26 protein-coding genes and 1 tRNA gene are annotated in these 22,098 nt (G+C 56.9%); 15 read left to right on the forward strand and 12 right to left on the reverse strand.

Going from position 1 to position 22,098, the window contains the following annotated elements:
• The first annotated feature begins 54 nt into the window (after nt 1-54).
• Nucleotides 55-453: a cytochrome c gene (locus tag DS906_RS09890; RefSeq protein WP_113789987.1), complete on the forward strand. Its 399-nt coding sequence runs from the start codon at nt 55-57 to the stop codon at nt 451-453.
• A gap of 3 nt (nt 454-456) precedes the next feature.
• Here the strand turns inward: DS906_RS09890 and DS906_RS09895 are convergent, their stop codons facing one another.
• Nucleotides 457-1,131 carry a hypothetical protein gene (locus tag DS906_RS09895; RefSeq protein WP_369934509.1) on the reverse strand — a complete coding sequence of 225 codons (675 nt, stop codon included), beginning with the start codon at nt 1,129-1,131 and terminating at the stop codon, nt 457-459.
• 59 nt (nt 1,132-1,190) lie between these two features.
• Nucleotides 1,191-1,853 (reverse strand): DNA-3-methyladenine glycosylase I, encoded by a 663-nt coding sequence (locus tag DS906_RS09900; protein ID WP_113789989.1) that lies wholly within the window; start codon nt 1,851-1,853, stop codon nt 1,191-1,193.
• 415 nt (nt 1,854-2,268) lie between these two features.
• On the opposite strand from DS906_RS09900, the gene DS906_RS09905 reads away from it, so the two are divergent.
• From DS906_RS09905 to DS906_RS09935, 7 genes are all read left to right on the forward strand, one after another.
• Nucleotides 2,269-3,219, forward strand: coding sequence for an ABC transporter substrate-binding protein (locus tag DS906_RS09905; protein WP_113789990.1), 951 nt, complete (start codon nt 2,269-2,271; stop codon nt 3,217-3,219).
• Nucleotides 3,220-3,229: 10 nt separating this feature from the next.
• The gene (locus tag DS906_RS09910; protein WP_113789991.1) at nt 3,230-4,279 is read left to right on the forward strand and encodes a glycine betaine/L-proline ABC transporter ATP-binding protein; all 1,050 of its coding nucleotides are present in this window, start codon (nt 3,230-3,232) and stop codon (nt 4,277-4,279) included.
• The gene (locus DS906_RS09915) at nt 4,276-6,342 is read left to right on the forward strand and encodes a proline/glycine betaine ABC transporter permease (protein ID WP_113789992.1); all 2,067 of its coding nucleotides are present in this window, start codon (nt 4,276-4,278) and stop codon (nt 6,340-6,342) included. The genes DS906_RS09910 and DS906_RS09915 overlap by 4 nt, the downstream gene beginning before the upstream one ends.
• A gap of 108 nt (nt 6,343-6,450) precedes the next feature.
• Nucleotides 6,451-7,116 (forward strand): NnrU family protein, encoded by a 666-nt coding sequence (locus DS906_RS09920; protein ID WP_113789993.1) that lies wholly within the window; start codon nt 6,451-6,453, stop codon nt 7,114-7,116.
• 72 nt (nt 7,117-7,188) lie between these two features.
• Complete coding sequence (locus tag DS906_RS09925; protein ID WP_108859421.1) at nt 7,189-7,710, forward strand: DUF2478 domain-containing protein; 522 nt, start codon at nt 7,189-7,191, stop codon at nt 7,708-7,710.
• An 86-nt stretch (nt 7,711-7,796) separates the two neighbouring features.
• A complete protein-coding gene (locus DS906_RS09930; protein ID WP_113789994.1) occupies nt 7,797-9,044 on the forward strand; it encodes a D-arabinono-1,4-lactone oxidase in 1,248 nt (415 codons plus the stop codon).
• Entirely contained in the window at nt 9,041-10,162 is a 1,122-nt protein-coding gene (locus DS906_RS09935; protein ID WP_113789995.1) for an alanine racemase, read from the forward strand. Before DS906_RS09930 ends, DS906_RS09935 begins: the two co-directional genes overlap by 4 nt.
• Before the next feature lie 146 nt (nt 10,163-10,308).
• On the opposite strand, the gene DS906_RS22195 is transcribed toward DS906_RS09935, so the two are convergent.
• Nucleotides 10,309-10,392, reverse strand: a tRNA-Tyr gene (locus tag DS906_RS22195).
• Between the two features lie 116 nt (nt 10,393-10,508).
• Between DS906_RS22195 and rlmB the strand changes: the two genes are divergently transcribed.
• The 4 genes from rlmB to DS906_RS09955 all read left to right on the forward strand — a co-directional run bounded on the left by rlmB (nt 10,509) and on the right by DS906_RS09955 (nt 12,803).
• On the forward strand, nt 10,509-11,282 hold the full coding sequence (gene rlmB / locus DS906_RS09940; protein ID WP_113789996.1) for a 23S rRNA (guanosine(2251)-2'-O)-methyltransferase RlmB: 774 nt from the start codon (nt 10,509-10,511) through the stop codon (nt 11,280-11,282).
• Nucleotides 11,263-11,577, forward strand: a complete 315-nt coding sequence (locus DS906_RS09945) for a hypothetical protein (protein WP_199528536.1) — start codon at nt 11,263-11,265, stop codon at nt 11,575-11,577. Before rlmB ends, DS906_RS09945 begins: the two co-directional genes overlap by 20 nt.
• A 104-nt stretch (nt 11,578-11,681) precedes the next feature.
• Nucleotides 11,682-12,134: a YHS domain-containing (seleno)protein gene (locus DS906_RS09950; RefSeq protein WP_199528524.1), complete on the forward strand. Its 453-nt coding sequence runs from the start codon at nt 11,682-11,684 to the stop codon at nt 12,132-12,134.
• Between the two features lie 198 nt (nt 12,135-12,332).
• Nucleotides 12,333-12,803: a CoA-binding protein gene (locus tag DS906_RS09955; protein WP_113789997.1), complete on the forward strand. Its 471-nt coding sequence runs from the start codon at nt 12,333-12,335 to the stop codon at nt 12,801-12,803.
• Nucleotides 12,804-12,806: 3 nt separating this feature from the next.
• Here the strand turns inward: DS906_RS09955 and DS906_RS09960 are convergent, their stop codons facing one another.
• The 4 genes from DS906_RS09960 to DS906_RS09975 all read right to left on the reverse strand — a co-directional run bounded on the left by DS906_RS09960 (nt 12,807) and on the right by DS906_RS09975 (nt 16,802).
• Entirely contained in the window at nt 12,807-13,382 is a 576-nt protein-coding gene (locus tag DS906_RS09960) for a hypothetical protein (protein ID WP_113789998.1), read from the reverse strand.
• A gap of 72 nt (nt 13,383-13,454) precedes the next feature.
• Nucleotides 13,455-13,772 carry a phosphoribosyl-ATP diphosphatase gene (locus DS906_RS09965; RefSeq protein ID WP_113789999.1) on the reverse strand — a complete coding sequence of 106 codons (318 nt, stop codon included), beginning with the start codon at nt 13,770-13,772 and terminating at the stop codon, nt 13,455-13,457.
• Entirely contained in the window at nt 13,769-14,530 is a 762-nt protein-coding gene (hisF, locus tag DS906_RS09970; protein WP_113790000.1) for an imidazole glycerol phosphate synthase subunit HisF, read from the reverse strand. Before hisF ends, DS906_RS09965 begins: the two co-directional genes overlap by 4 nt.
• A gap of 139 nt (nt 14,531-14,669) precedes the next feature.
• The gene (locus DS906_RS09975) at nt 14,670-16,802 is read right to left on the reverse strand and encodes a fused MFS/spermidine synthase (protein ID WP_233494748.1); all 2,133 of its coding nucleotides are present in this window, start codon (nt 16,800-16,802) and stop codon (nt 14,670-14,672) included.
• 339 nt (nt 16,803-17,141) lie between these two features.
• Between DS906_RS09975 and DS906_RS09980 the strand changes: the two genes are divergently transcribed.
• Nucleotides 17,142-17,588 carry a DUF302 domain-containing protein gene (locus DS906_RS09980; RefSeq protein ID WP_058274315.1) on the forward strand — a complete coding sequence of 149 codons (447 nt, stop codon included), beginning with the start codon at nt 17,142-17,144 and terminating at the stop codon, nt 17,586-17,588.
• Here the strand turns inward: DS906_RS09980 and hisA are convergent, their stop codons facing one another.
• Nucleotides 17,589-18,308, reverse strand: coding sequence for a 1-(5-phosphoribosyl)-5-[(5-phosphoribosylamino)methylideneamino]imidazole-4-carboxamide isomerase (hisA, locus tag DS906_RS09985; RefSeq protein ID WP_113790001.1), 720 nt, complete (start codon nt 18,306-18,308; stop codon nt 17,589-17,591).
• Nucleotides 18,309-18,442: 134 nt separating this feature from the next.
• Here hisA and DS906_RS09990 point away from each other — a divergent pair, with 134 nt between their 5' ends.
• A complete protein-coding gene (locus DS906_RS09990; protein WP_113790002.1) occupies nt 18,443-18,844 on the forward strand; it encodes a DUF2147 domain-containing protein in 402 nt (133 codons plus the stop codon).
• A 4-nt stretch (nt 18,845-18,848) separates the two neighbouring features.
• On the opposite strand, the gene hisH is transcribed toward DS906_RS09990, so the two are convergent.
• Both hisH and hisB read right to left on the reverse strand, forming a co-directional pair.
• Nucleotides 18,849-19,487, reverse strand: a complete 639-nt coding sequence (gene hisH, locus DS906_RS09995; RefSeq protein WP_113790003.1) for an imidazole glycerol phosphate synthase subunit HisH — start codon at nt 19,485-19,487, stop codon at nt 18,849-18,851.
• Nucleotides 19,488-20,075, reverse strand: coding sequence for an imidazoleglycerol-phosphate dehydratase HisB (hisB, locus tag DS906_RS10000; protein WP_113790004.1), 588 nt, complete (start codon nt 20,073-20,075; stop codon nt 19,488-19,490). It abuts the gene before it with no gap.
• Nucleotides 20,076-20,228: 153 nt separating this feature from the next.
• On the opposite strand from hisB, the gene DS906_RS10005 reads away from it, so the two are divergent.
• Nucleotides 20,229-20,468, forward strand: a complete 240-nt coding sequence (locus tag DS906_RS10005) for an Lrp/AsnC family transcriptional regulator (protein ID WP_058274459.1) — start codon at nt 20,229-20,231, stop codon at nt 20,466-20,468.
• Nucleotide 20,469: 1 nt separating this feature from the next.
• Here DS906_RS10005 and DS906_RS10010 read toward each other — a convergent pair whose 3' ends face one another.
• A complete protein-coding gene (locus DS906_RS10010; RefSeq protein WP_113790005.1) occupies nt 20,470-21,072 on the reverse strand; it encodes a hypothetical protein in 603 nt (200 codons plus the stop codon).
• A gap of 55 nt (nt 21,073-21,127) precedes the next feature.
• Nucleotides 21,128-22,098 (reverse strand): GNAT family N-acetyltransferase (locus tag DS906_RS10015; protein WP_369934521.1); only part of this gene is annotated, 971 nt, incomplete at its 5' end.

Consider the following 22,098-nt stretch of genomic DNA (forward strand, 5'->3'; position numbering starts at 1 on the left):
GCCAAGCCGCCCGGCGGGCAAGCCTGCAAATGTCAATCGTGACAGGAGGATGCGATGATCAGACCAATGTTCGGGGCCGTTTGTGTGAGTGTAGCTGCGTTGGCGTCTCAGGCCATGGCGCAGAACGTTGAAACGGGTGCCGAACTCTATCAGCATTATTGCGCAACTTGTCATGGGATCGATGCGACCGGGCAGGGGCCAATGGCTGGTGTGTTGGTGATACAGCCGACTGATCTGACACAGCTGGCATACCGGGATGGAGTGTTCCCTACAGCCCGTGTTGTGGCGCGTATCGACGGGCGTGATCCCTTGGTCAGCCATGGCAGCCCGATGCCGGTTTACGGTCCCTATTTCGACGGGCAGGATACCACGATGAAAACACCCGATGGGCAGCCGATCCTGACCAGTCAACCGATTGTGGATCTGGTGGCTTATCTGGAGACGTTGCAATAAGGCTTAGCCTTCGCGGCAAATTCCTTCGACCTTCGCTCCGCTCCACGGGATGACAACGGCCCGCTCGCGTTGCGGGCCGGGCAGCGGAGACAAGTCGAAATGCGCCCCCAACATGTCATGCAAGCGCTGGGTCCGCGGCGCAGTAGGGTCCAACGCCCGGCAGCAGACGTATTCCTCGACGATCGCCCCCTGTTGTTCGAATCCATAGGACAGGAAATCAGGCGATGTCTGCAGGTCGAACAAGTAGGGGTCCTTGCTTCCGCCATGTTCGGCGGCGGCACGTAGGGGGTGATAACCGGTGGATCGGCGGTTCTGCCATTGCCAGACGTGGGTCAGCTCGTGTGCAAGCAACATCCCGGCAATCAGGTCCATTTGGTCAGGGAAGTCGGACATATAATCCTCGAGATACCAATCCTTGTTGAAATAGACCTTATTGAACAACGCAACAGCGGCGGGTTTCGCCGTGACGACACCTTCTTCGGTTGGTGGCAGGATACGTTCCCGACAGGCCAGGCGCGGCCGGTCCTTGCGGTAAAACGTGATCGGCGTTACCGGCGCACCTTCAACAAGGCGCACGCGATCCAGATCCAGCGTGTCGCCTTGAACGGCACTTGCAAATGCGCGTTCCTGATCCGTCAAAGGGCGACCACAGGCAGCAAGCAAAATTAATAGCGTCATCAAAATACGAAAGGCCATAATTAAAGCCTAATGCGATGCGCCCGCGCTGCAACCCGTTTTCACAGGCTCATCGCCAAAACCCTGCTGATTTCCGTTAGCGACCGGCCTGATTGATCCATCCATGTATTAAAGGCCTCTTGCACCGCAGCCATCGCCTTTTTCGATGTTGGGGCCTTATCGACCACCCCTTCGGCAATCAGCCGCGCGGTCACATCTTGCGAGAGGATAAAACTGTCACGCCCTGCAAATCGCATGGCATATTGGGCCGAAGCCCCGCCCAGACGCGACCCTCGCTTGCCCAGCATCGCCAGCAACCCGGCAAAGTCGTCAGATGGCCAACCCCCAAGAACCTGACCCGCACCGCCTTCATCACGAAGCTCCAGCAAAAAGGCGGCATTGTCACGAACGGTCGCGATCTTGGTTCCGTTGCGCACAATGCGGGTATCCTGCAGCAAGGCGTCGAATTTCTCATCATCCATGAAGGCGCAGCGTCCGACATCGAAACCGTCAAATGCGATTTCAAACCCGTCCCACTTATTTTCGATGACCTTCCAGTTGAACCCCGCCTGAAAAATAGTCTTGGTGATAATCGACAGCCAGCGATCTTCCGACATCTCAGTAAGCTCGGCTAGGCTTTTGGGTTTGCTCAATTTTCCATTCAACGCATCCGGGCCACCATGGCGATTGGCAGCCATTACAAAAATTTCATCGAAATGATGCATCAATCATGTCCTCCACCGATAAAGTTGCCTGTTGAACGCGTCGTTGCAAGGTCTCAAAGAGAGCGAGATTTTGGACATTTGGCGCGTCTGAGATCAAAAAATGCAGAAAAATCGAACGTCGGGAAAAGAAATACTCGACAAAACAGGGGATTCGGGTTTGTGATTGACTCGTCAATCAAAGACCTGCGCCAGATATTTGTGTTAAGCAAAAACGCGCGCGACCAGTACAACGCAGCGGGTGGGGACTTGCAGCTTAGTACAAGGCGAAAAATTCCGCCTTTGTTCAAAGTGTTCACTTCCCTTTTGCGGCCAATATTGTGCATGTTGCGACATGGTATTGTCGTCTGTCCAACCTTCCGGCGCGCACCTGTGCGCTGAGGTGGACGAAAAACAAAAAAAGACAGGGAGAATGTCGATGAAAAAACTTAGTGTCAGCCTGTTGGCTATGATGGTAGCCGGTTCCGCTAACGCCGCCGATATGGGTGCCGTGGACGAGCCGATCAAACTGGCGATCAACGAATGGACCGGTCAGCACGTAACGACCCAAGTGGCGGGCGAGATGCTGAAAGCCGCGGGTTACAACGTCGAATATGTGACCGCCGGCATGATGAACCAATTCCAGGCAGTCGCGGATGGCGACATCACTGCAACGCTGGAAATCTGGTCGTCCAACGTTTCGGACGAATACGCCAAGAAAATCGACGAAGGCACCGTGGTTGAAATCGGTGATCTGGGTCTGAATGCCAAGGAAGGTATCGCCTATCCCGCACATGTGGCCGATCTGTGCCCGGGCCTGCCTGCGTGGGAAGCCCTGAAAGACTGCGCGCAGGTTTTCGCGACCGCTGAAACTCTGCCCGGTGGTCGTCTGGTTGACTATCCTGCCGATTGGGGTACGCCCGGCGCCGACCGTATGACCGGTCTTGAGCTGCCGTTCAAAGCTGTGCCTGCCGGTTCCGAAGGTGCTTTGATCGCCGAACTGCGCGCCTCGACCGAGCGTAAATCGCCGCTGCTGGTCACCTTCTGGCAGCCGCATTGGGCGATGTCGGCTTATGACGTGCAATTCGTCGAGCTGCCCGCCGGTGAAGAGGCATGCTTTAACGACCCGGCCTGGGGCCCAAACCCGAACGCCGTGAACGACTGCGATTTCTCGCCCTCGCGCATCTTCAAGGCCAGCTGGAACGGTATGGAAGAGAAATGGCCCGCGGCCTATGAAATCCTGTCCAACTATCAATTGGCGGTCGAGGACCAGCAGCCGATGATGGGCGCGATCGACGTTGACGGCGGTAAGGTCGAAGAAGTTGTCGCTGAATGGATGGCTGCGAACGAAGACAAATGGCGTCCGGTTGTTGACGCGGCAACGCAGTGAGTTCGCATAAGTGACTGACGCGAATACGCCAGCCATTACCTGCCAGAATCTCTGGCAGGTTTTTGGTCAAGGCGCAGACAAAGCCCTGACCGACGCGCTGTCTCGGTCAGGGAATGACGCAGACAAAGCCGCCGCCGATCTGCGCGAACACGGGTTCATTCCGGCTGTTCAGGACGCAAATTTCGAAGTCAAAGAGGGCGAGCTGTTCGTCATCATGGGCCTGTCGGGATCGGGCAAGTCCACACTGATCCGCTGTATCTCGCAATTGCTGCCGGGCACTGGCGGCGAAATTCGCGTCGACGGCGAAAACGTCATCGGCGCGTCGAAAAAAGCGCTGACGGAATTGCGACGCAAAAAACTGGGCATGGTGTTCCAGCATTTTGGCCTGTTTCCACACATGACGGTTGCGGACAACGTGGCCTATCCACTGCGCGTATCGGGCGTCGGCAAAAAGGAACGAATGGCCCGCGCGCAAGAGGTCATCACTCTGGTCGGACTGGAGGGTCGCGAGGACAGCTACCCGCGCCAGCTTTCCGGTGGTCAGCGTCAGCGCGTGGGCATTGCACGGTCTTTGGCGGTGAACCCGGACATCTGGTTTCTGGACGAGCCGTTCTCGGCCCTTGATCCACTGATCCGCCGACAGCTGCAGGACGAATTCCTGCGCATTCAGGCGACGCTGAAGAAATCCATCGTGTTTATTACTCACGATATCCAAGAAGCACTGAAACTGGCCGACCGCATCGCCATCATGCGCGACGGTAAGATCGTCCAGATCGGAACGCCGACGGATATCGTATTGCGCCCCGTAGATGACTACGTGCGCGAATTCTCGAAGGACGTGGCCAAGGGTCAGCACGCCAAGGTTGCCTCGGTCATGCGGGACGAGTCTGAACGTGGCCCGGATGATCCTGGCCTGACAACCTCGATGACCCTGGACGCTGCGTTGGCGCATTGCATGGAGCTTTATGAACCCGTTCCTGTGCGCGATGAAAACGGCGATATTGTTGGCACGGTTCATCCTTCTGATCTTGCCGCCGCGCTCCAGGTGGATGAGACATGACTGCCGTTTCAGACATCCCCAGTAACAGCGCGATCCAATTGACGGTTGGCGCTAAGGCGGCATTGATCACCGTCGTTGTCGGCGCGATTTGCCTTGCGTTGGAAGGCGTTGCACCTTGGTTGGTCAAGTGGCCCACCGCTTGGGAATTGCCGGCAACACAATGGGTTGGGGCATTTCTGGATTGGTTCCTGAACAGTATCAAACCGGCAATGCGGTTGTTCTCCGATCTGATGGCTTACCCCATGAACGGGGCCAATTTCGTATTAGGTAACACACCATGGCCCATCCTCATCGGTCTGGTAACGGCACTGGGCTGGTATCTGGGCGGCCTGCCCATGGCGGCATTGGGGTTTTTTGGCCTGTGTTTCGTGTTCGCCTCCGGCTATTGGGCCGAGAGTATGAATACGCTGGCGCTGGTTGCCGTTTCTGTGCCCGTCGCGCTGATCGTCGGAGGTGCCATCGGTATCCTTGCCAACGAAGTGCCGCGCGTCAGGTCCTTTGTTCAGGCGGTGCTGGACGTCATGCAGACGGTTCCAACCTTTGCCTATCTGACCCCGCTATTGCTGCTGTTCGGCTTTGGTCCGGTTGTGGGTTTAATCGCGTCGGCCATCTACGCGGCCCCGCCCATGGCGCGCAACGTGATGCTGGGTTTGGAACGGGTCGAGCCTGAGATTAAAGAGGCCGCCATCATGTCCGGCGGCACGCGGTTTCAACAGTTGTTTCAGGTCGAAATCCCCGCAGCGGCGACGCAGATCATGGTGGGCGTAAACCAATGCCTGATGGCCGCCCTTTCGATGGTCATCATCGCCGCCGTTATCGGCGGGTTCAACGACATTGGCTGGGAAGTCCTTCTGACCATGCGCAAGGCGCAGTTTGGTGAGTCGCTGATGGCTGGTCTGGTCATTGTGGTCTTTGCCGTGGTGATCGACCGGATGAGCGGTACGTTGGCGACCGAGCGTAAGCGCTATGATCAACGCGTTGTCTGGGCGGTGTTGGGCTTTGCGGTCCTGTTCACTGTCGCTTTCTGGGCGTGGTTGCCGAACCCGTCCGAGCTGACCCTGCTTGATCCTATGGCTGAGGCTGTCGATAGCGGCCTGACCGCGTTCACGCAGGCCAACGGTCCTTGGCTGGATGCGCTCAAGAACAACTCGTTGTTCTATGTTCTGTTGCCACTGCGGATCGGTCTGGATCAGGCCGTTCTGCCGTTCACATGGGGGTTCCAGTGGACGACTGGCATGAGCTTCGGCCTTTTCGCCGTCGGCGCGGTCATCGCCGCACTGATAGCATGGCGCGGTCACATGACCGGAGGATTGGTTGTGCTGATCCTGATTGGAATGTTGGAAACCGGCATCGCAAACCTGCCTTGGCCATTCGTTCTTACCGGCGCTGCCGCGCTCAGCTATGTCGCGGGCGGCTGGCGTCTGGCGGCGCTTTCGGTGGGGCTGCTGTGCACCATCCTCGTATCCGGCCTGTGGGAACGCGCCCTGCTGTCGCTATACCTAAGTGGGGCTGCGGTGTTTTCCTGCGCCGTTGCAGGCGCTCTGATCGGACTGGCAAGCGCGGTATGGTCGCCGGTTTGGAAGATCGTGCGTCCGATCTGCGACATGTTGCAGACGATCCCTCTGTTCGTTTTCCTGATCCCGGTGCTGATGGTTTTTCAAATTGGCGAGTTCTCGGCCTTTCTGGCGATCTGTGCCTACGCAATCGTTCCGATGATCCGCTATACGCGGCACGGGCTGGTCAACACTCCGGAAGAGATGATGGAGGCCGCAATTTCAAGCGGCGCGACCGAGTGGCAGATCATGCGTGATATCCGCGCGCCATACGCAGCGCCGACGATCCTGCTAGGGCTGAACCAGACCATCCTCTATGCCTTTGCCATGCTGGTGATTGCCGCGCTGATCGGGACCACCGGTCTGGGGCAGTCAATCTATCTCGCGCTGGGGCAGGCGGATGTGGGTCTGGGTATCTCGGCCGGTGCGGCGATGGCTATTTTGGCCCTTGTTGCGGATCGCATCGTGCAGGGCTTTGCCGAAGAACGGCGCAAAGCGCTGGGACTGTAAATTGGGGCAGGGGCGGCGCGTCCGCCCCTTTTGCCCCGCACTTGATCTTAGACAAAGACCGGACAGCGTTCGGGGCGTAGTCCGCGCGTAACACGTTCGGAGAATACGATGACCGGTTGGGCCTTCTTCCTCGCAGCATTGATCACCTTTCTTCTCAGCCACGCCATTCCGGTAAGACCGGCCGTGCGCGGTCGGCTGATCGAAACACTGGGGCGCAAGGGATATTTCGCTGCTTATTCAGCGCTTTCCTTACTGGTGCTGGCATGGCTGATCGTCGCCGCAGCGCAAGCGCCATATGTTGAGGTCATCCCGCCGCTTGCCATCTTTCGCTGGGCGCCACTATTGGTGATGCCAATCGTGTGCTGGCTGGCTGTTGCGGGCATATCGATCCAAAATCCATTCTCTTTTGGCGGGATGGGGCATCGCGTTTTTGACCCCGAAAAACCCGGCATCCTGCGGACCACGCGCCACCCTGTTCTTGCGGCTTTGATGCTGTGGGCGGGGGCGCATCTGCTGGCGAATGGTAGCCTGTCTCACGTGATCCTGTTCGGGCTTTTTGCAGGTTTTGCGGCTTTCGGAATGGTTTTGATCGACCGCCGCAAACAACGCGATATGGGTATGGAATGGACCCGGTTATCCCGCAATACAGCCCGCCTTTCGCTGCGCAGTCCAAAGCCGTGGCCGCGCCCTTGGGTCTGGTTGCTTGCAATTGTGATCTTCATGGCGCTGCTTTATCTGCACGCGCCTGTGATCGGATTATCGCCATTACCGTGACCCAAGAGAGTGGTCGCGCGGGTCCTCGCGTGCTATCTGGAACGTTACAAATCTGTACTAAGGGGTCCTTGGATGCATCTGGCCTATGTTACTACCACCGACCGCGGCGCAACCGACCGCCTGTTAAGCGCGGTTGCCGAACACCTGCTCGCGAAGGGCGCGAGCCTTGCGGGGGTGGTGCAAACCAACACCGAATGCGCGGATAGCAGCAAGTGTGACATGGATGTTCGCGTTCTGCCCGAGGGAGAGACCATTCGCATCTCTCAATCCCTCGGTGAACAGTCGCGCGGTTGCCGTCTGGATCCTGCTGCGTTGGAACAGGCCGTAGGATATGTGACGTCTTCGCTGGCCGATGCGCCCCAATTGCTGATCATCAACAAATTCGGCAAGCATGAGGCTGACGGGCGTGGATTCCGCCCCGTGATTGCCGAAGCTCTGGCGCTGGATGTTCCCGTCCTTGTTGGTGTGAACGGTCTGAACAAAGAAAAATTCGACGCGTTCACTGGTGGTGCTGCCGAACAGATCGCACCTGATCCTGAAAGCATCATTGCATGGTTCGACCGCGTCACTGCGCAACGTGAGGCCGCGGCCTGACAAAGATCCCGTCGGGTAAGCTTCTGTTTTCCTAACTTGTTTCGTGTCGCCTGTGCTGCAATCCTCTTTCTCGGAGGAGACAGTGCATGTGGACCAACTGGGCCGGAAACCAGCGAACGGATACGCCAATAGCGCGCCCGACGTCGATTGCCGAACTGCAAAAAGAAATTGCGCAGCCCCAAAGCCTGCGGATCTTGGGTGCGGGGCATTCATTTACGCCGATCGTGGCCGGTGGTGAACGGATCGTGGACTTGTCGGATTTGGGCCTGCCAACGCTTGGCGATGCCCGGCAGGATCGGGTGTGGGTTAACACCAATGCGCGGTTGCGGGATCTGTCACCGGCACTGGCGGACAAGGGGCTGGCGTTCCGCAACCTTGGGGATATCAACGCGCAATCTCTGGCTGGTGCGGTGTCGACCGCGACGCATGGGACCGGGCGCGAACTTCCCTGCCTTGCGGCAGAAGTCACCGCTGCCCGAATGGTCGGGGCAAGCGGTGATGTTCTGACCACGGATGATATCCCGCTTGAGATGGTACAGGTCAGTTTGGGGATGCTGGGCGTTCTGACCGAAGCGCAGATCAGGGTCGTGCCAAAGTATGACTTACGTCGGCAGGTTCAGCTTGCCTCGGTCGAGGAGAGTCTGGCCACGATGCACCAGAAATGGGCAGAGAACCGGAATTTCGAATTCTTCTGCATCCCGTTTACCGGAAAAACTGTCGAGCTTCGTCACGCCATAACTGATGCCTCCGAAAGCAAAGCACCGCGCGATTTGGATATGATCGCTGTAAAAGTACTGAAACTTGCACGCAGCGCAGGGCGGATCAGCGAAGGGTTGCGCCGTGCGATTCTCAAGCTACTGACGCTTGCGCAGTCGGACGAGGATTATGTCGGCGAAAGCTGGCGGGTTTTGTGTAGCGACCGGCATATTCGTTTCAAGGAAATGGAATACCATCTGCCTCCAGATGTGGCTGGGGATGTTCTGCAAGAGGTTCTGAAACGCCTGCATCGCGACCACAAAGACATCTACTTTCCGATCGAGGTGCGCCAGACCGCAGGCGACACGGCCTGTCTGTCTCCGTTCCAGGGTGGGCCGCGCATCTCGGTCGCTATCCACACCGACGCAGCCGAGGATCATAAGCGGTATTTCCAAGCCATTGAGCCGCTTTTTGTCGAAGCAGGGGGCCGTCCTCATTGGGGCAAGATGCACAGTATGACTTACAAAGAACTGTCCGGGATGTACCCGGATTTCGACCGGTTTTGCGCATTGCGCGAACAACTCGATCCACAGGGTAAATTTTTGACGCCCTCGCTTGCTCGGTTGTTTCGACCATGAACGCAGCAGCCCAGAAAGCTCTGTCAAATGTTCTGCGATCACACGGGGTCGACAAGCCCGTCGTCGTAGTGGACCTGGACTTGTTGGACGCCAATTGTGTTGTCGCGAACAGGGTTGCTGACGCTGGGCTGGCCCGCAGGCTGGTCGCCAAGTCCCTGCCCTGTCTTCCTTTGTTGGATTTCATTCGCGAGCGCATCTCGACCTCTGGCCTGATGACGTTTTCCGAACCGATGTTGCTGGCGCTTTTGACGGCCGAACCCGATACGGACCATCTGATCGGAAAGCCCTTGCCCGTCAGTACGGCTGCAAGGCTACTGACCACCAATCACGACGCGGCAAGGCGCGTTCAATGGTTGATCGACACCCCAGCTCGGCTTGGGGAATATCTGGCGTTGGCTTCAGATCGCCAGACGTCACTGCGTTTGTCTTTGGAGCTGGATATCGGCCTGCACCGTGGCGGGCTAAATTCTCAGAATGTCGCAGAACTTGCCCAACAAATAATGGCGCACCCATACGGGCAGCTTGCCGGGGTCATGGGGTACGAGGCGCATTTGGCGAAACTGTCCGGCATTCTGCGCAACCGCGCGGCGCGGGCCAGCGCAGATGCGTTCAACACAGCCGTCGCCGCATTGCCGCATGTCGAGGATGAGCTGTGTCTAAACACAGGCGGCAGCCTGACCTTTCAATCCTACCTTGCCGAGGGGTCCGCGAATGAGGTCGCATTCGGCTCGGTCCTGGTAAAGCCCGGCGATTTTGACCACGCCACGACGCGGGCGTTTGAGTCAGCCGCGTTCATCGCGACGCCGGTTCTTAAAGTTATGCCGGGTAACGCATTGCCGGGTCTGGAGTTCTTGCCGCGACAAAAAACAGATATTGCGATCTTTGGCGGCCACTTCCTTGCCCAGCCGGTTTTCCCAGCAGGGTTTGGTTACTCAGCGGTCTTCGGACGTTCTAGCAATCAGGAAGTGTGGACAGGCCCGCGAATGGCAGACGTATCGCCGGGCGACATCGCCCTGCTGCGCCCTTGTCAAAGCGAGGCTGTGCTGAATCAGTTCGGCACCATGCTTGCCGTCCGAGGCGGGCAGGTGGTTAGCGAATGGCCGTGCCTGCCCAATTAGGCTGCGTTGCCGAAAATTGGGTTTCAACGGCGTGCCTCAGGTTCATAGCGCCCAGCTTATGTCAAGAAAATGCAACAGAGGTACGCAATCGAAGGCCGTTGCGAGCAAAAGTGCTTTGATTGAGTGATCTGCATATGATTGGAAAGTGGTGGGCGACCCTGGAATCGAACCAGGCGTGCGTCTCCGCGAGGGAGTTACAGTCCCCTGCCACACCTTGCGGCCTGTCGCCCACTGTCAGGCGTTGCACCTGACGTGGAGGCGTGATTACTAGCGCCTTGAAGAAGCGTCAACAGGAAAATTTGGCTTTGACGCAGGAAACCGAATTCCCGGCCCGGAGGCCCAAGAAATGAAGAAACCCAAGTGGGTCGTTGAAAAGGAACAGGCGCGCAAGGCTGCGGCGGCTGAAACCGTATGGCTGTTCGGTTTGCATGCCGTTCGGGATGCTTTGATGAACCCGAACAGGCAGAAACTCCGTCTTGTTGTGACGCGGAATGCCCAGGATAAACTGGCAGAAGCGATTGAATTTGCAGGGATCGAGGCCGAAATGGTCGATCCGCGGAAGTTTACCGCTCCTATTGATCCGGGTTCGGTTCATCAGGGGGCCGCGCTTGAGGTCAAGCCGCTGGATTGGGGCGGGCTGGCTGAAAACTGTATCGGGCGTGAGCATCCCAGGATCATTCTGTTGGACCGCGTCACTGACCCGCACAATGTTGGGGCGATTCTCCGCTCGGCCGAAGTGCTTGGGGCCAGTGCCGTGATCGGTACGCGACACCATTCGGCACCGGAGACGGGCGCGCTGGCCAAAACCGCCAGCGGAGCGCTGGAGCGTCAGCCTTATCTGCGTGTGCGCAATCTGGCGGATACCATTGTTGAGCTGCAGAACATGGGCTTTCTGGTGTTGGGTCTGGACGGTGAGGCCGAACAAACCATCGAGACGGCGTTGGGCGGCACGCTGGACCAACCTGTCGCGCTGGTGTTGGGGGCCGAAGGGCCCGGCCTGCGACAAAAGACCAAGGAAACTGTCAATCAACTGGTGAAGATCGACGCATCCGGTGGGTTTGGTTCTCTTAACGTCTCAAATGCTGCCGCAATTGCCTTATATGCTTCAAGGCATCGATAGACAGGAGAGAGCCATTACCAGCCCGACCAAAATCGCCACTTGCTGTTATTGCGGAACGCGCGCTGCGTTGGTTCTGAAGGGGAAGCATCGCCACGAACTCAGCTGTTCTAACTGCGGTGCCCCTTTGCATGACCTCAAGATGGTTCCCAAGCGCAAGCTGAGCAATGACAAGCCTAAGCGCGATAGCTACAAGACGGCCACCGCATACCAGTCCAAAAAGAGAAAGAAGAAAAAGGGGATTTTTGCGCGCGTCATTGATGAAGCATGGGATGTGGTCGAGGATATCTTTGACTGACGCAAGATAAAGCGACACGAGCGTTCACAACCGCGTTAATAGGGGTGTTTCGCGCGACAAAAGATTGCATTTTGATACCCTGAATTTGTAATCCTGAGTACGTGATGCCAATCAGACGTTTCATACTTGGCGCGTTCGCCGCCGTTGCCCTTCTTCCTGCCGCTCATGCACAGGACATGCCCGTTTTCTATGAGGCGGACGGCGCCGTCATGGCCGGCTACGACCCTGTCTCCTATTTTCTTGAGGAAACGCCGGTACGGGGTTTGCCAGAATATTCTGTGATCTGGAAAGGGGCTGAGTGGCATTTCGCCTCAGCCGAGAATCGCGATCTGTTTGAAAGCAATCCTCGCGCCTTTTCCCCTCAGTTCGGGGGCTACTGCGCCTATGCCATGGCGCAAGGTATCTTAAAAAGCACCGATCCGATGCTTTGGGACATGGTGGAAGGCCGGCTGTACCTGACCCACTCGCCTGAGATTGAACAGCTCTGGCGCGGAGATCGTGCAGAATACATTCACATGGCCGAGGAAAACTGGCCTGTGGTTCTGTATCAAGACTAGGCAAATTCTCGCTTTCTTCGATCTGTCATCACAAAAATGCGACGCCCCTCTTTTTTTCTCTGAACTTATGCCTAAATGTCACAGTGACCGCGGAACGGAACTGCCGCGGGTCATTTCACTGTCCCTCGTTCCAACAACTGGCGCTCAGGTTCGACCTGAGCGCTTTTTTCTTTTTTGGGTGGCGTCTAGGGTGGCCGCATGGCGAATTACACAGACCCATTCCTGAAAGACATCCTGCGTCGCACAAAGGTGATTGCTGTGGTGGGCGTTTCGATGAACCCGGTGCGGCCCAGCTATTATGTCGCGCGGTATCTTTCGCTTAAGGGATACACGGTGATCCCGGTGAACCCAGGTCATGCCGGGAAGTTACTTTTTGGCCAGACCGTCCGCGCGTCATTGTCTGAGATTACTCAGCCGGTAGATATGGTTGACATCTTTCGCCGGTCCGAGGCCGTTCCGCCAATAGTCGACGAGGCATTGTCTTTTTTTCCCGACCTACCCACGATCTGGATGCAGATCGGCGTTGAACACCCCGAAGCCGCAGCCAAAGCACAAGCGCGCGGCGTGGATGTGGTGATGAACCGTTGCCCTAAAATCGAATATCAGCGCCTGTTTGGTGAGCTGCGCATGGGTGGATTCGCTACCGGAGTGATTTCTTCCAGGCTGTGAAGGTTAGCCGCCGACATAGGGCAGCAATTGCCCGTATTGTTCTTGCCGGCGCTTCTCCAGAACAACGCTGCGGGGCACCCATTCATACTTGGTGTCTTCCACCAGGGGCGACCAGAACAGCACGCCTCCGTACCGCCATGGGTCCAGCACCACGCCGTCATACATCGTCTCACCCTTGCGGCTGATGATGGCCGTGCTGTGGTCGATTCTGAACTGATTGTCCGCATTTGCTATCGCGCGGTGCAAATCCAGCGTCAGGAAGTTCTCTTTCTTCAGCCGGCGTTCGATATCCTCGGCCCAATGCCAACACAGCCCGCGCGGGCGTAGACCCTTGTTGACCTTGGCATTGTGGATGAGCGGAGGGTCGGTGATTTCGTATTCCTGAACCAGCTGCGCGGTATAGGAATAAGCGATGCGGGCCGCGCGGTCGGCTTCTTCGGGGTCGATGTCGGGACCAAGGCTGCGGATTTCCGTTGCCAGTCTTTGAACTTCATCGCCGGTCGTGCGCGGCGGCGCCGAACACGCGGTAATCATCACAAGCGAAAGCAAAGCCATTACACTGGCCAGAGCCCTGGTCATTCCCGCGTTCCTCGGTCGGTCCCACACTGATCCCTGACTATACAGGGCAGGGCGGCAGGACGGAACCCGCGCTTAGGTCTTTGGGCGCGATGCCTTTTCCGCGATGCCGCTTGTGCCCTGACGTCGGGCCAACTCGGCCAATACGTCATCCAGCGCCACGTCCCGCGCAGCCAGCATGACCAGCAGGTGATAGAGGACATCCGCAGCCTCGGCGGTCAGCTTTTCCCTATCGCCCTTGACGGCTTCGATGATGGCCTCAACGGCCTCTTCCCCAAACTTCTCGGCACATTTTTCAGGTCCCTTGGACAGCAGTTTTGCGGTCCAGCTGGAGTCGGGCTCGGCCCCTTTGCGAGCCTCAATCGTCGCGGCCAGATCTTGCAGGATGTTCATGTAAGCCTCATGGGGATGCCAGCCGCTGCCATGTGTTCCTTGGCCTCGCGGATGGTGTATTCGCCGAAGTGAAAGATCGAAGCCGCCAGTACGGCACTGGCCCTGCCCTCTGTCACACCTTCGACCAGATGGTCCAGGTTGCCTACGCCGCCCGAGGCAATCACCGGCACGTCCACCGCGTCCGAGATCGCGCGGGTCAGCGGCAGATTGAAGCCTGCCTTGGTGCCGTCGCGGTCCATTGAGGTCAGCAGAATCTCTCCGGCCCCTTTGGCGACAACGGTTTTGGCGAACTCAACCGCGTCGATGCCGGTCGATTTGCGACCCCCATGGGTGAAAATCTCCCATTTTCCCGGGCTGACGGTTTTGGCGTCTATGGCACAGACAATACACTGGCTACCGAACTGGTCTGCAGCTTCGGCGATGACATCCGGATTGGCGACAGCGGCCGAGTTGAAGCTGACCTTGTCGGCGCCAGCTAACAGCAGGGCGCGCACGTCGTCTTTGGTACGGACGCCTCCACCGACGGTCAGCGGAACAAAGCACTGTTCAGCTGTGCGTCGAACCACATCAAACATGGTGCCGCGGTTTTCGTGGGTGGCGTGAATGTCCAGAAAACAGATCTCATCTGCGCCTGCTGCGTCATAGGCTTTGGCCGACTCTACAGGATCGCCCGCGTCACGCAGGCCAACGAAATTGACACCTTTGACAACACGGCCATCGGCGACATCCAGACAGGGAATGATACGGGTCTTCAGCATACCGGCGTCCTTTGTTGGCGCACCTGTATCGGCAAAACCCCGCCTTTTCCAGTACCGTTAGGGCGCGTCACGGAAAATGGCGGGGTCAATTGCGTTTAAGGGCAGCCTGCTACGGATTGCAGGCAAACGTACGCCCCCGTTAGTTCGTGTGTTGCTTGTCCTTAAGTAGTTTGAGCGCGGACAGAAGATTGGCCTTGTCGTCCGTCCACGGCTCACCCCCATCAGAAACCACTGCCTGCCATTTTCCGCCCTCGACAAAACTGTCGATCTTGGACTGGTCTTGGCTGGCAATCATCACATGAGATTCGTGCGCGCCAAGTTCATTACTGTCCGGTTCGATCTGATGAAACTGACTGGCGGTATGAAGCCCAAGCTTGCCTGCAATGCGCGCCAGCGGGTCGACCAGGTCGTAGTAGCGGTTGGTGATGTGGAAAACCAAAATCCCGTCATCAACCAGTCGATCCATGTACATCCGCACCGCTTCTTCAGTTGTCAGATGCAGGGGGATTGCGTCAGAGCTGTAGGCGTCCAGAACGAGTACATCAAAGGTATAGTCTGTCTGCGCCAGGACGATACGAGCGTCACCAAGATGCGTTGGCGAATTTGGTGCACATTCCGAGATGTAGGTGAACAGGGATGGGTCGCGCGCCACTTGGTCAACCATGGCGTCGATTTCAAAGAAGGCCCATTCCTGTGATGGAAGTTTGTAGCAGGACAAAGCTCCAACTCCGAGGCCGATAATGCCGATGCTGTCGGCGTCACGTCCGAAGTCGGATGTTATGACCTGAGCGATCGGACCGTTGGGATAGAAGTATGACTTCGGCGTTGGTTTTTCGCCAAATTTTGTTTCCAATTGCAAACCGTGCAGAGTGGTCCCGTTTTGATAAATTCTCAGGCCCGCTTCCGAGTATACCCTATGGGTTCCAAAGAAGCTTCGATCCTGAAGTAGCGAGTCCTTTTCTGGCCAAAGGACCGGCAGCATCAGTGCCGCGATGATGGTGACGATACGTGCAGGTTGATTGCGGAACAGGATCAATGCAGCCAACAGCATTGCGGTTGCGACAACCGCGCGCAGCGGCCCGTCTCCAATAAGATCAACTCCATCGATCATGCCGTAGAGAAGGAGGATCGGGTAGCTGACAATCAGGCCAATCGCCAGGTTTCTGGGCGTAACTGCGCCTTTTCCGATCAAGAGCAAACCGCTGGCCAAGAACAATGTCAGTTGCGCCTCAACTTCTTGGGCAAATGCCAAGGGAGCAAGGATGGAATTGAACAATCCACCGAATGCACCGCCTACCGACAGCGCGATGTAGAACACTGTAAGCTGTTCTGCTGGCGGCCTCATTTCGTAGAGCAACCTGTGCGCATACAGGGCGATTACGAACAGTACGGGGACGTACAACAAAAAGACGATTGGGCCCGAATGGTGGCCGATTTTGTTGGACAACAAGACTACACCTGTCGCCAGTGCCAAAATCATTGGAATGTGTAGAGATTTAGCACTTAGTCTTTTCAATTTCGCAAAGGCGAAAATGAAGGAAAGAAGGTAAGTTGCCAGAGGCACAACCCAGATAAGCGGGATTGAACCCAGATCCGTACTGGCTTTCGTGGTAAAGGAAAGCATCAGGGATGAGGGTACAAAAGCGATCACAATCCATTTTGCAATCTGCTTCAGCTTTGGGGTGCTGCTCGCGAATTCAATCGCGATCGGTGCAAGGTCGCTGTTCGATCCGCGCAGCGCAATAAGGCCACTTGTCGCCATCAACCCACCGAAAATGACAAAACCGACGGACCAAATTTTGCTGGTCGCACTGGCACCCAGAAGGGGGTCAGCCAGCAAAGGAAAGGCCAAAAGAGCCAGCAGTGAGCCCACGTTACTTGCGCTATATAGGAAATAGGGGTCGTCTGCCGAAGGCCCACCGGATCGCGAATACCATGCCTGTAGCAACGGCGCATTCGCAGAAAGAACCGCAAATGGCAGGCCGACGCCCAGGGCAAACAACTTAAGGGTTTGCAGCGCGGTCGAGCTGGATGCGTCATAACTCCAGCCGTCGCTTATTGAGAGGGGCAGGTATGTCAGTGCAGCCGCCCAAAGTGCCAGGTGAGTCACAAGCTGCCAGCGCAGGGGGATCCATTTCGTCAGCACATGGGCGTAAATGTAACCGACGATCAGAACCACCTGAAAGAACAGCATAGCGGTCGTCCAAACCGCAGGAGCGCCACCGATTTGCGGCAGGACCAGCTTGGCAAACAGGGGTTGAACAAAAAACAAAAGAGAAGCGCTGACAAAAACTGTGGTGCAAAAACTGAATATGATCGCAATTCTGAACCAAGAATTGTTCGAATATTCTGTGCTCGTAATACTCACGGTGGAAATCCCTGCTCGAGTTCGTTGTTGATCTGCTACAGGCGAATTAAGACTAAGATTGGGCCAAGCTTGGTAAAATAATTGTCAAAATGGGTTATTGTTCTCAAATGCGGGACGGTCCGCGCGGGATGCAAAGCTGCGAGATACGGGTGCGCGGCAAGGCTTCGCCGATGCCGGAGAAGTGATTGCAAGTTCGCGAAAAGCTGAGACAATTTGGATGAAATTTACAGAAGGAAACCCAATATGCGAAATCTGATACTGGCAACAATTTTGACTTTTGGAGGGGCGATGTCCGCCATGGCTGACGACATCATCAAGGTAAACACAAACAAATCTGTGCAAGAGGCGATGGACGCCCTGGAAGCTGCCGTTGGCAATGCGGGCGCGACCGTCTTTGCCCGCGTCGATCATGCAGCGGGTGCGGAAAAGGTTGGCCTGACAATCCCCGCCAATCAGGTTCTGATCTTTGGCAACCCGGCACTGGGTACACCCGCGATGCAGATTGATCCGCGCGCCGGGCTTTTCCTGCCGCTCAAAGTGCAGGCATACGAAGATGAGACCGGGCAGGTCTGGCTGGCCTATGAGGACCCCAAAGAGACGATGGATGAGCTCGACGAAGTCGAAAAATCACCTGTCATCGAAAAGATGCGCGGCGCGCTTGCCAAGCTGACTTCGGTTGCGGCCGAGTGATCAGCTTAAGGCGCGAATGGCCTCGGAAAGGTCAATCGCGCCATCATAAAGCGCCCGGCCTGAAATTGCGCCATCCAATGCCACGCCACAATCACGCAGGGCGATCAGATCATCCACCGAACTGACCCCACCCGAGGCGATGACGGGGATTGACACCGCGCGGGCCAAATCTGCCGTTGCCTGGATGTTTGGGCCCTGCATCGCGCCGTCGCGGTTGATATCGGTATAGATGATGGCCGCAACGCCTGCGTCCTCGAAACTGCGGGCCAGATCGGTGACTTTCACGTTAGTCTCTTCGGCCCACCCCTTGGTGGCCACCATGCCGTTGCGGGCATCGATGCCAACAGCAACTTTGCCCGGAAACGCCTTGGCAGCCTCGCGCACCAGATCGGGGTTTTCGACCGCCACGGTGCCCAGGATCACGCGCGCCAGACCTTTGTCGATCCATGTTTCGATCGTGGCCATGTCGCGAATGCCACCACCCAACTGCGCGGGCACGTTGCATTCCTTTAGGATGGCCTCGACCGGGGCTGCGTTGACGGGTTCACCAGCAAACGCGCCGTTCAGGTCGACCAAATGCAGCCATTCGCACCCTGCATCGACAAAGGCCCGTGCTTGCGCTGCAGGGTCGTCGTTGAAAACAGTAGCCTTATCCATTTCACCGCGCAGCAGGCGCACGGCCTGGCCGTCTTTGAGGTCGATGGCGGGGTAGAGGATCATGTCAGGCGGCCCTATATCAATAGTGTTCGCGCGGGATATCGCACATGCGGGGCAGGGGATGCAACGCGACGCCAAGTCAATCTTGCCGGAATTGCCTCACCGGGCCAAACTGAGCAGAAATAAGGGAGGAAATCATGAAGACATTCACATTTGCAGCCGGATTTGCGGTATTGGCCAGCGCTGCTTTTGCAGCCGATCCGGTTGACGGACTTTGGAAAACCCAACCAGGTGATACTGGCGGCTATCTTCACGTCTCGATTTCGGAATGCGGCAGCGCGATTTGTGGCACCATCGACACCGCCTTTGACAAAGACGGAAATGAACAGCTGGAGTATGAAAACCTCGGCAAGCAGATCATCTGGGATATGGTGCCCGATGGCGGCAGCAGCTATAGCGGCGGTAAGATCTGGGCCCCAGACCGGGACAAGACCTACAGCTCGAAAATGACACTGGACAGCCAGAACAAGCTGACTGTCAAAGGCTGCGCTGTGGGCGGTCTGGTGTGTCGCGGGCAGGATTGGACCCGGGTTCAGTAACCGCTCAGGGCGTCCAGGTCAGGAAGTTCCCGATCATCCGCAGGCCCACGTCCTGACTTTTCTCAGGGTGAAACTGCATCCCAACCATTGTGTCGCGGCCGATCACGGCCGTGACCTCCTGCCCATAATCCACAAAGGCCAGACGCTGCGCCGGATCGGTGACACGGAAATGGTAGGAGTGCACGAAATAGGCGTGATCGCCTGATTGCGCCCCGGCAAAGACCGGGTGGTCGCTTTCCAAAACCAGATCGTTCCAGCCCATATGCGGCACTTTCAGCGCACTATCTGACGGCTCGATCCGCACCACATCACCTGCAACCCAGCCAAGACCGTCGGTCTCGCGATATTCGTGACCCTTGGAAGCCATCAATTGCATGCCGACGCAGATGCCCAGAAAGGGGCGGCCTTTCTTTTCGACGGCTTCGGCCATCGCATCATAGATGCCTTTGTGCCCGCGCAGCTCATTCGCGCAGGCGGGAAAAGCGCCGTCACCGGGTAGAACCAGCCGGTCCGCGCGGGCAACCACCTCCGCGTCCGAGGTTACGACAACTTCACCCGCGTCCATCTCGCGCGCCATGCGCTGAAAAGCCTTTTCGGCCGAGTGCAGATTGCCACTTTCGTAGTCGATAATGGCCGTCAGCATCTACAACGCGCCCTTCGTGGACGGAATCGCGTCCGCCTTGCGCGGATCGGTTTCGACCGCCAAACGCAACGCACGCGCGACGGCCTTAAACGCGGCCTCGGCCATGTGGTGGCTGTTGAAGCCGTGCAATTGGTCAATATGCAACGTGATGCCGCCATGGGTGCTGAGCGCCTGAAAGAACTCGCGCACCAGTTCGGTGTCGAAGTTTCCGATCTTGGGGGTCGGCAGGTTCACGTTCCAGATCAGGAATGGACGCGCGGACAAGTCTAGCGCGCAACGCACCTGTGCGTCATCCATGGGCAAGTGGCACTCGCCATAGCGACGGATGCCTTTCTTGTCGCCCAAGGCCTGCGTCAGCGCCTGACCCAGCGCGATGCCGGTATCCTCAACCGTGTGGTGGTCGTCGATGTGGTAATCACCCTTGGCGCGGATCGTCATGTCGATCAGCGAATGGCGCGCAAGTTGGTCCAGCATGTGATCGAAGAACCCAACACCGGTTTGGTTGTCATAGGTACCGGTTCCGTCAAGATTGACCTCGACCGAAATCTCGGTCTCGGCGGTTTGACGGCTGATCTTTGCGCTGCGCATGGGCGAATTCCTTTTGCTACAGGCGCGCTTATAGACGGGGATTGGTCGGCTTATCCAGACCAAGCGTTGCTTTCACTACAATCTGTTGCAGGGGATTGCGCCCGGTGACGTGCCATGCCAGCCTGCCGGAAACTCAATCAACAGGTCCAAAACATGTCCACCTGCGTTTTCATTCAGATCCGCTGCACACCCGGCACCACCTATAAGGTCGCTGAAGAGATCGCGCTTCGCGAGATTCACTCCGAGCTTTACTCGACCAGCGGCGAATATGACCTGCTACTCAAGCTCTACATCCCTGAAACCGACGATGTCGGTCATTTCATCAATGAAAACCTGCTTGTGATCCCGAATATCGAGCGTTCGCTGACTACTATGACCTTCAAGGCGTTCTGAGTCAGGCCGAAGCGTCGGACACCGAACCTTGCGGTGCAGCACATACCAAAATCGCGCCATTGCGCGCCTGCTGATCAGTTGTTCCTGCCCGGAGCAACTGATGCACACCGAACAATACCATCAGCGGAATGCCAAGCGAGACCAGATAGTTTTCTCCGGCCAATTGCGACCAAACCACACCGAAAGCGCAGACAATCAGCAAAACGGCAGAGTGCGTGTTTTTCTGTTTTGTCCCGTTGGTCTGATAGTTCAGGAATCCGTTCGTTCTGAACAAGGTCAAAACGACACCCGTTAAGAATACACTCATAAGAACGAGGGTCGCGATATTCCCGGTCAAAATCGTCGCCGTGTCGCGATAGCCAAGCAAGATCAGGCATTCGATCAGTGGCGTGATCGCCACCATGAAGAGATTGATACCAAGTAAAATGGGCTGTGGACGCAGCGTTTTCCTGACATAGGTAACGCAAACCAAGGCGGCCAGAACCGTGCCGATCCACCCGGCCAATCTCATATCATCCGTGGCCCGGAACAAAAGCATGAAAACCACGCCCGGCAGATTCTCAAACATCTCAAGCAGCAACCGCTTTTGGGTTTCGCTGGGCATTCTGTAGATTTCCTTTTTGTAATTTCGCTTTTGGAATGTCGAGTGTGGGATGAAATTACCCCAGTTCGAATGTCGTGATGCCGTAAATCCGGTCCAGATCAATCTCCGGTGCGTGGCTGGAATACATGCGGCCAGTTTCGAAAACTTTGGTCAAACCCAACTGTTGCGCCATTGCCATGGCTTGCGCGTTGGGATTGGGCATGTCGATGAAGACCTCCGCATCCATCTGATCGGCGGGAAGTGTCGCCAGCAGCGACACCAAAAGGGCCTCTGCGCTCTCAGGATTGTTCGCAAATAGGGGGCCGACCTTGTACCCGCTCAAACATCGCCGCAGGGTTGCATAGCCCTTGATCTGACCATCTTCTTCGAACACGCGAGAGACGTGGCTGGGCGCACCGAGCCAGGCGTGAAGGAATGTGTCGCGCGGGGCAGGGAACAAGCCCCGGTCGTACGATTTCAGCTCATCCGTCAGGGCGCTGAGGGGCGTGATCTGATCGTGAAGGGACCGGCCCAACTGGTCTAGAATTTCACCAACTGTGCCCGAGAAGCGGTAATTGTCATAGGCCAGCTTGAACCCGAACTTGCGGTAGTTGTCCTGCTGTTCGACAACGCCATCCATGCCCATGTTCCGGTGCTGACAATGAGCTTTGACCGCTTCGGCCACCTGCAACCCATATCCCGATCCGCGATACTCGGGTTGCACGATATAAAAGCCTAAAAACGAGTAGTTATCGTCATAATTCACGGCGGACGCAGACGCGATCATCTGCCCATCCAGGAACCCGCCCTTAAACCCTTCGGGGTCGGAACCGCGAAAGCAGACCGCGTCGTGTAGCCCCGGGTTCCAGCCTTCCTGGCCGGCCCAATCGACGGCCGTTTGAACTTCGTCTTCAGTCAAAGCGCGAATAACATATTCGGGCATCAGCGGACCTCTGTCGTGATTGCGTGCCATTTGAGAATGCCGCAACACCAGACAAAGAACCAGCATGTTCAGAGAGGTTTGTATCTGGAGCGGGCGAGGCGATT

This window comes from Ruegeria sp. A3M17 (assembly GCF_003318255.1).
Taxonomy (GTDB): Bacteria; Pseudomonadota; Alphaproteobacteria; order Rhodobacterales; family Rhodobacteraceae; genus Ruegeria.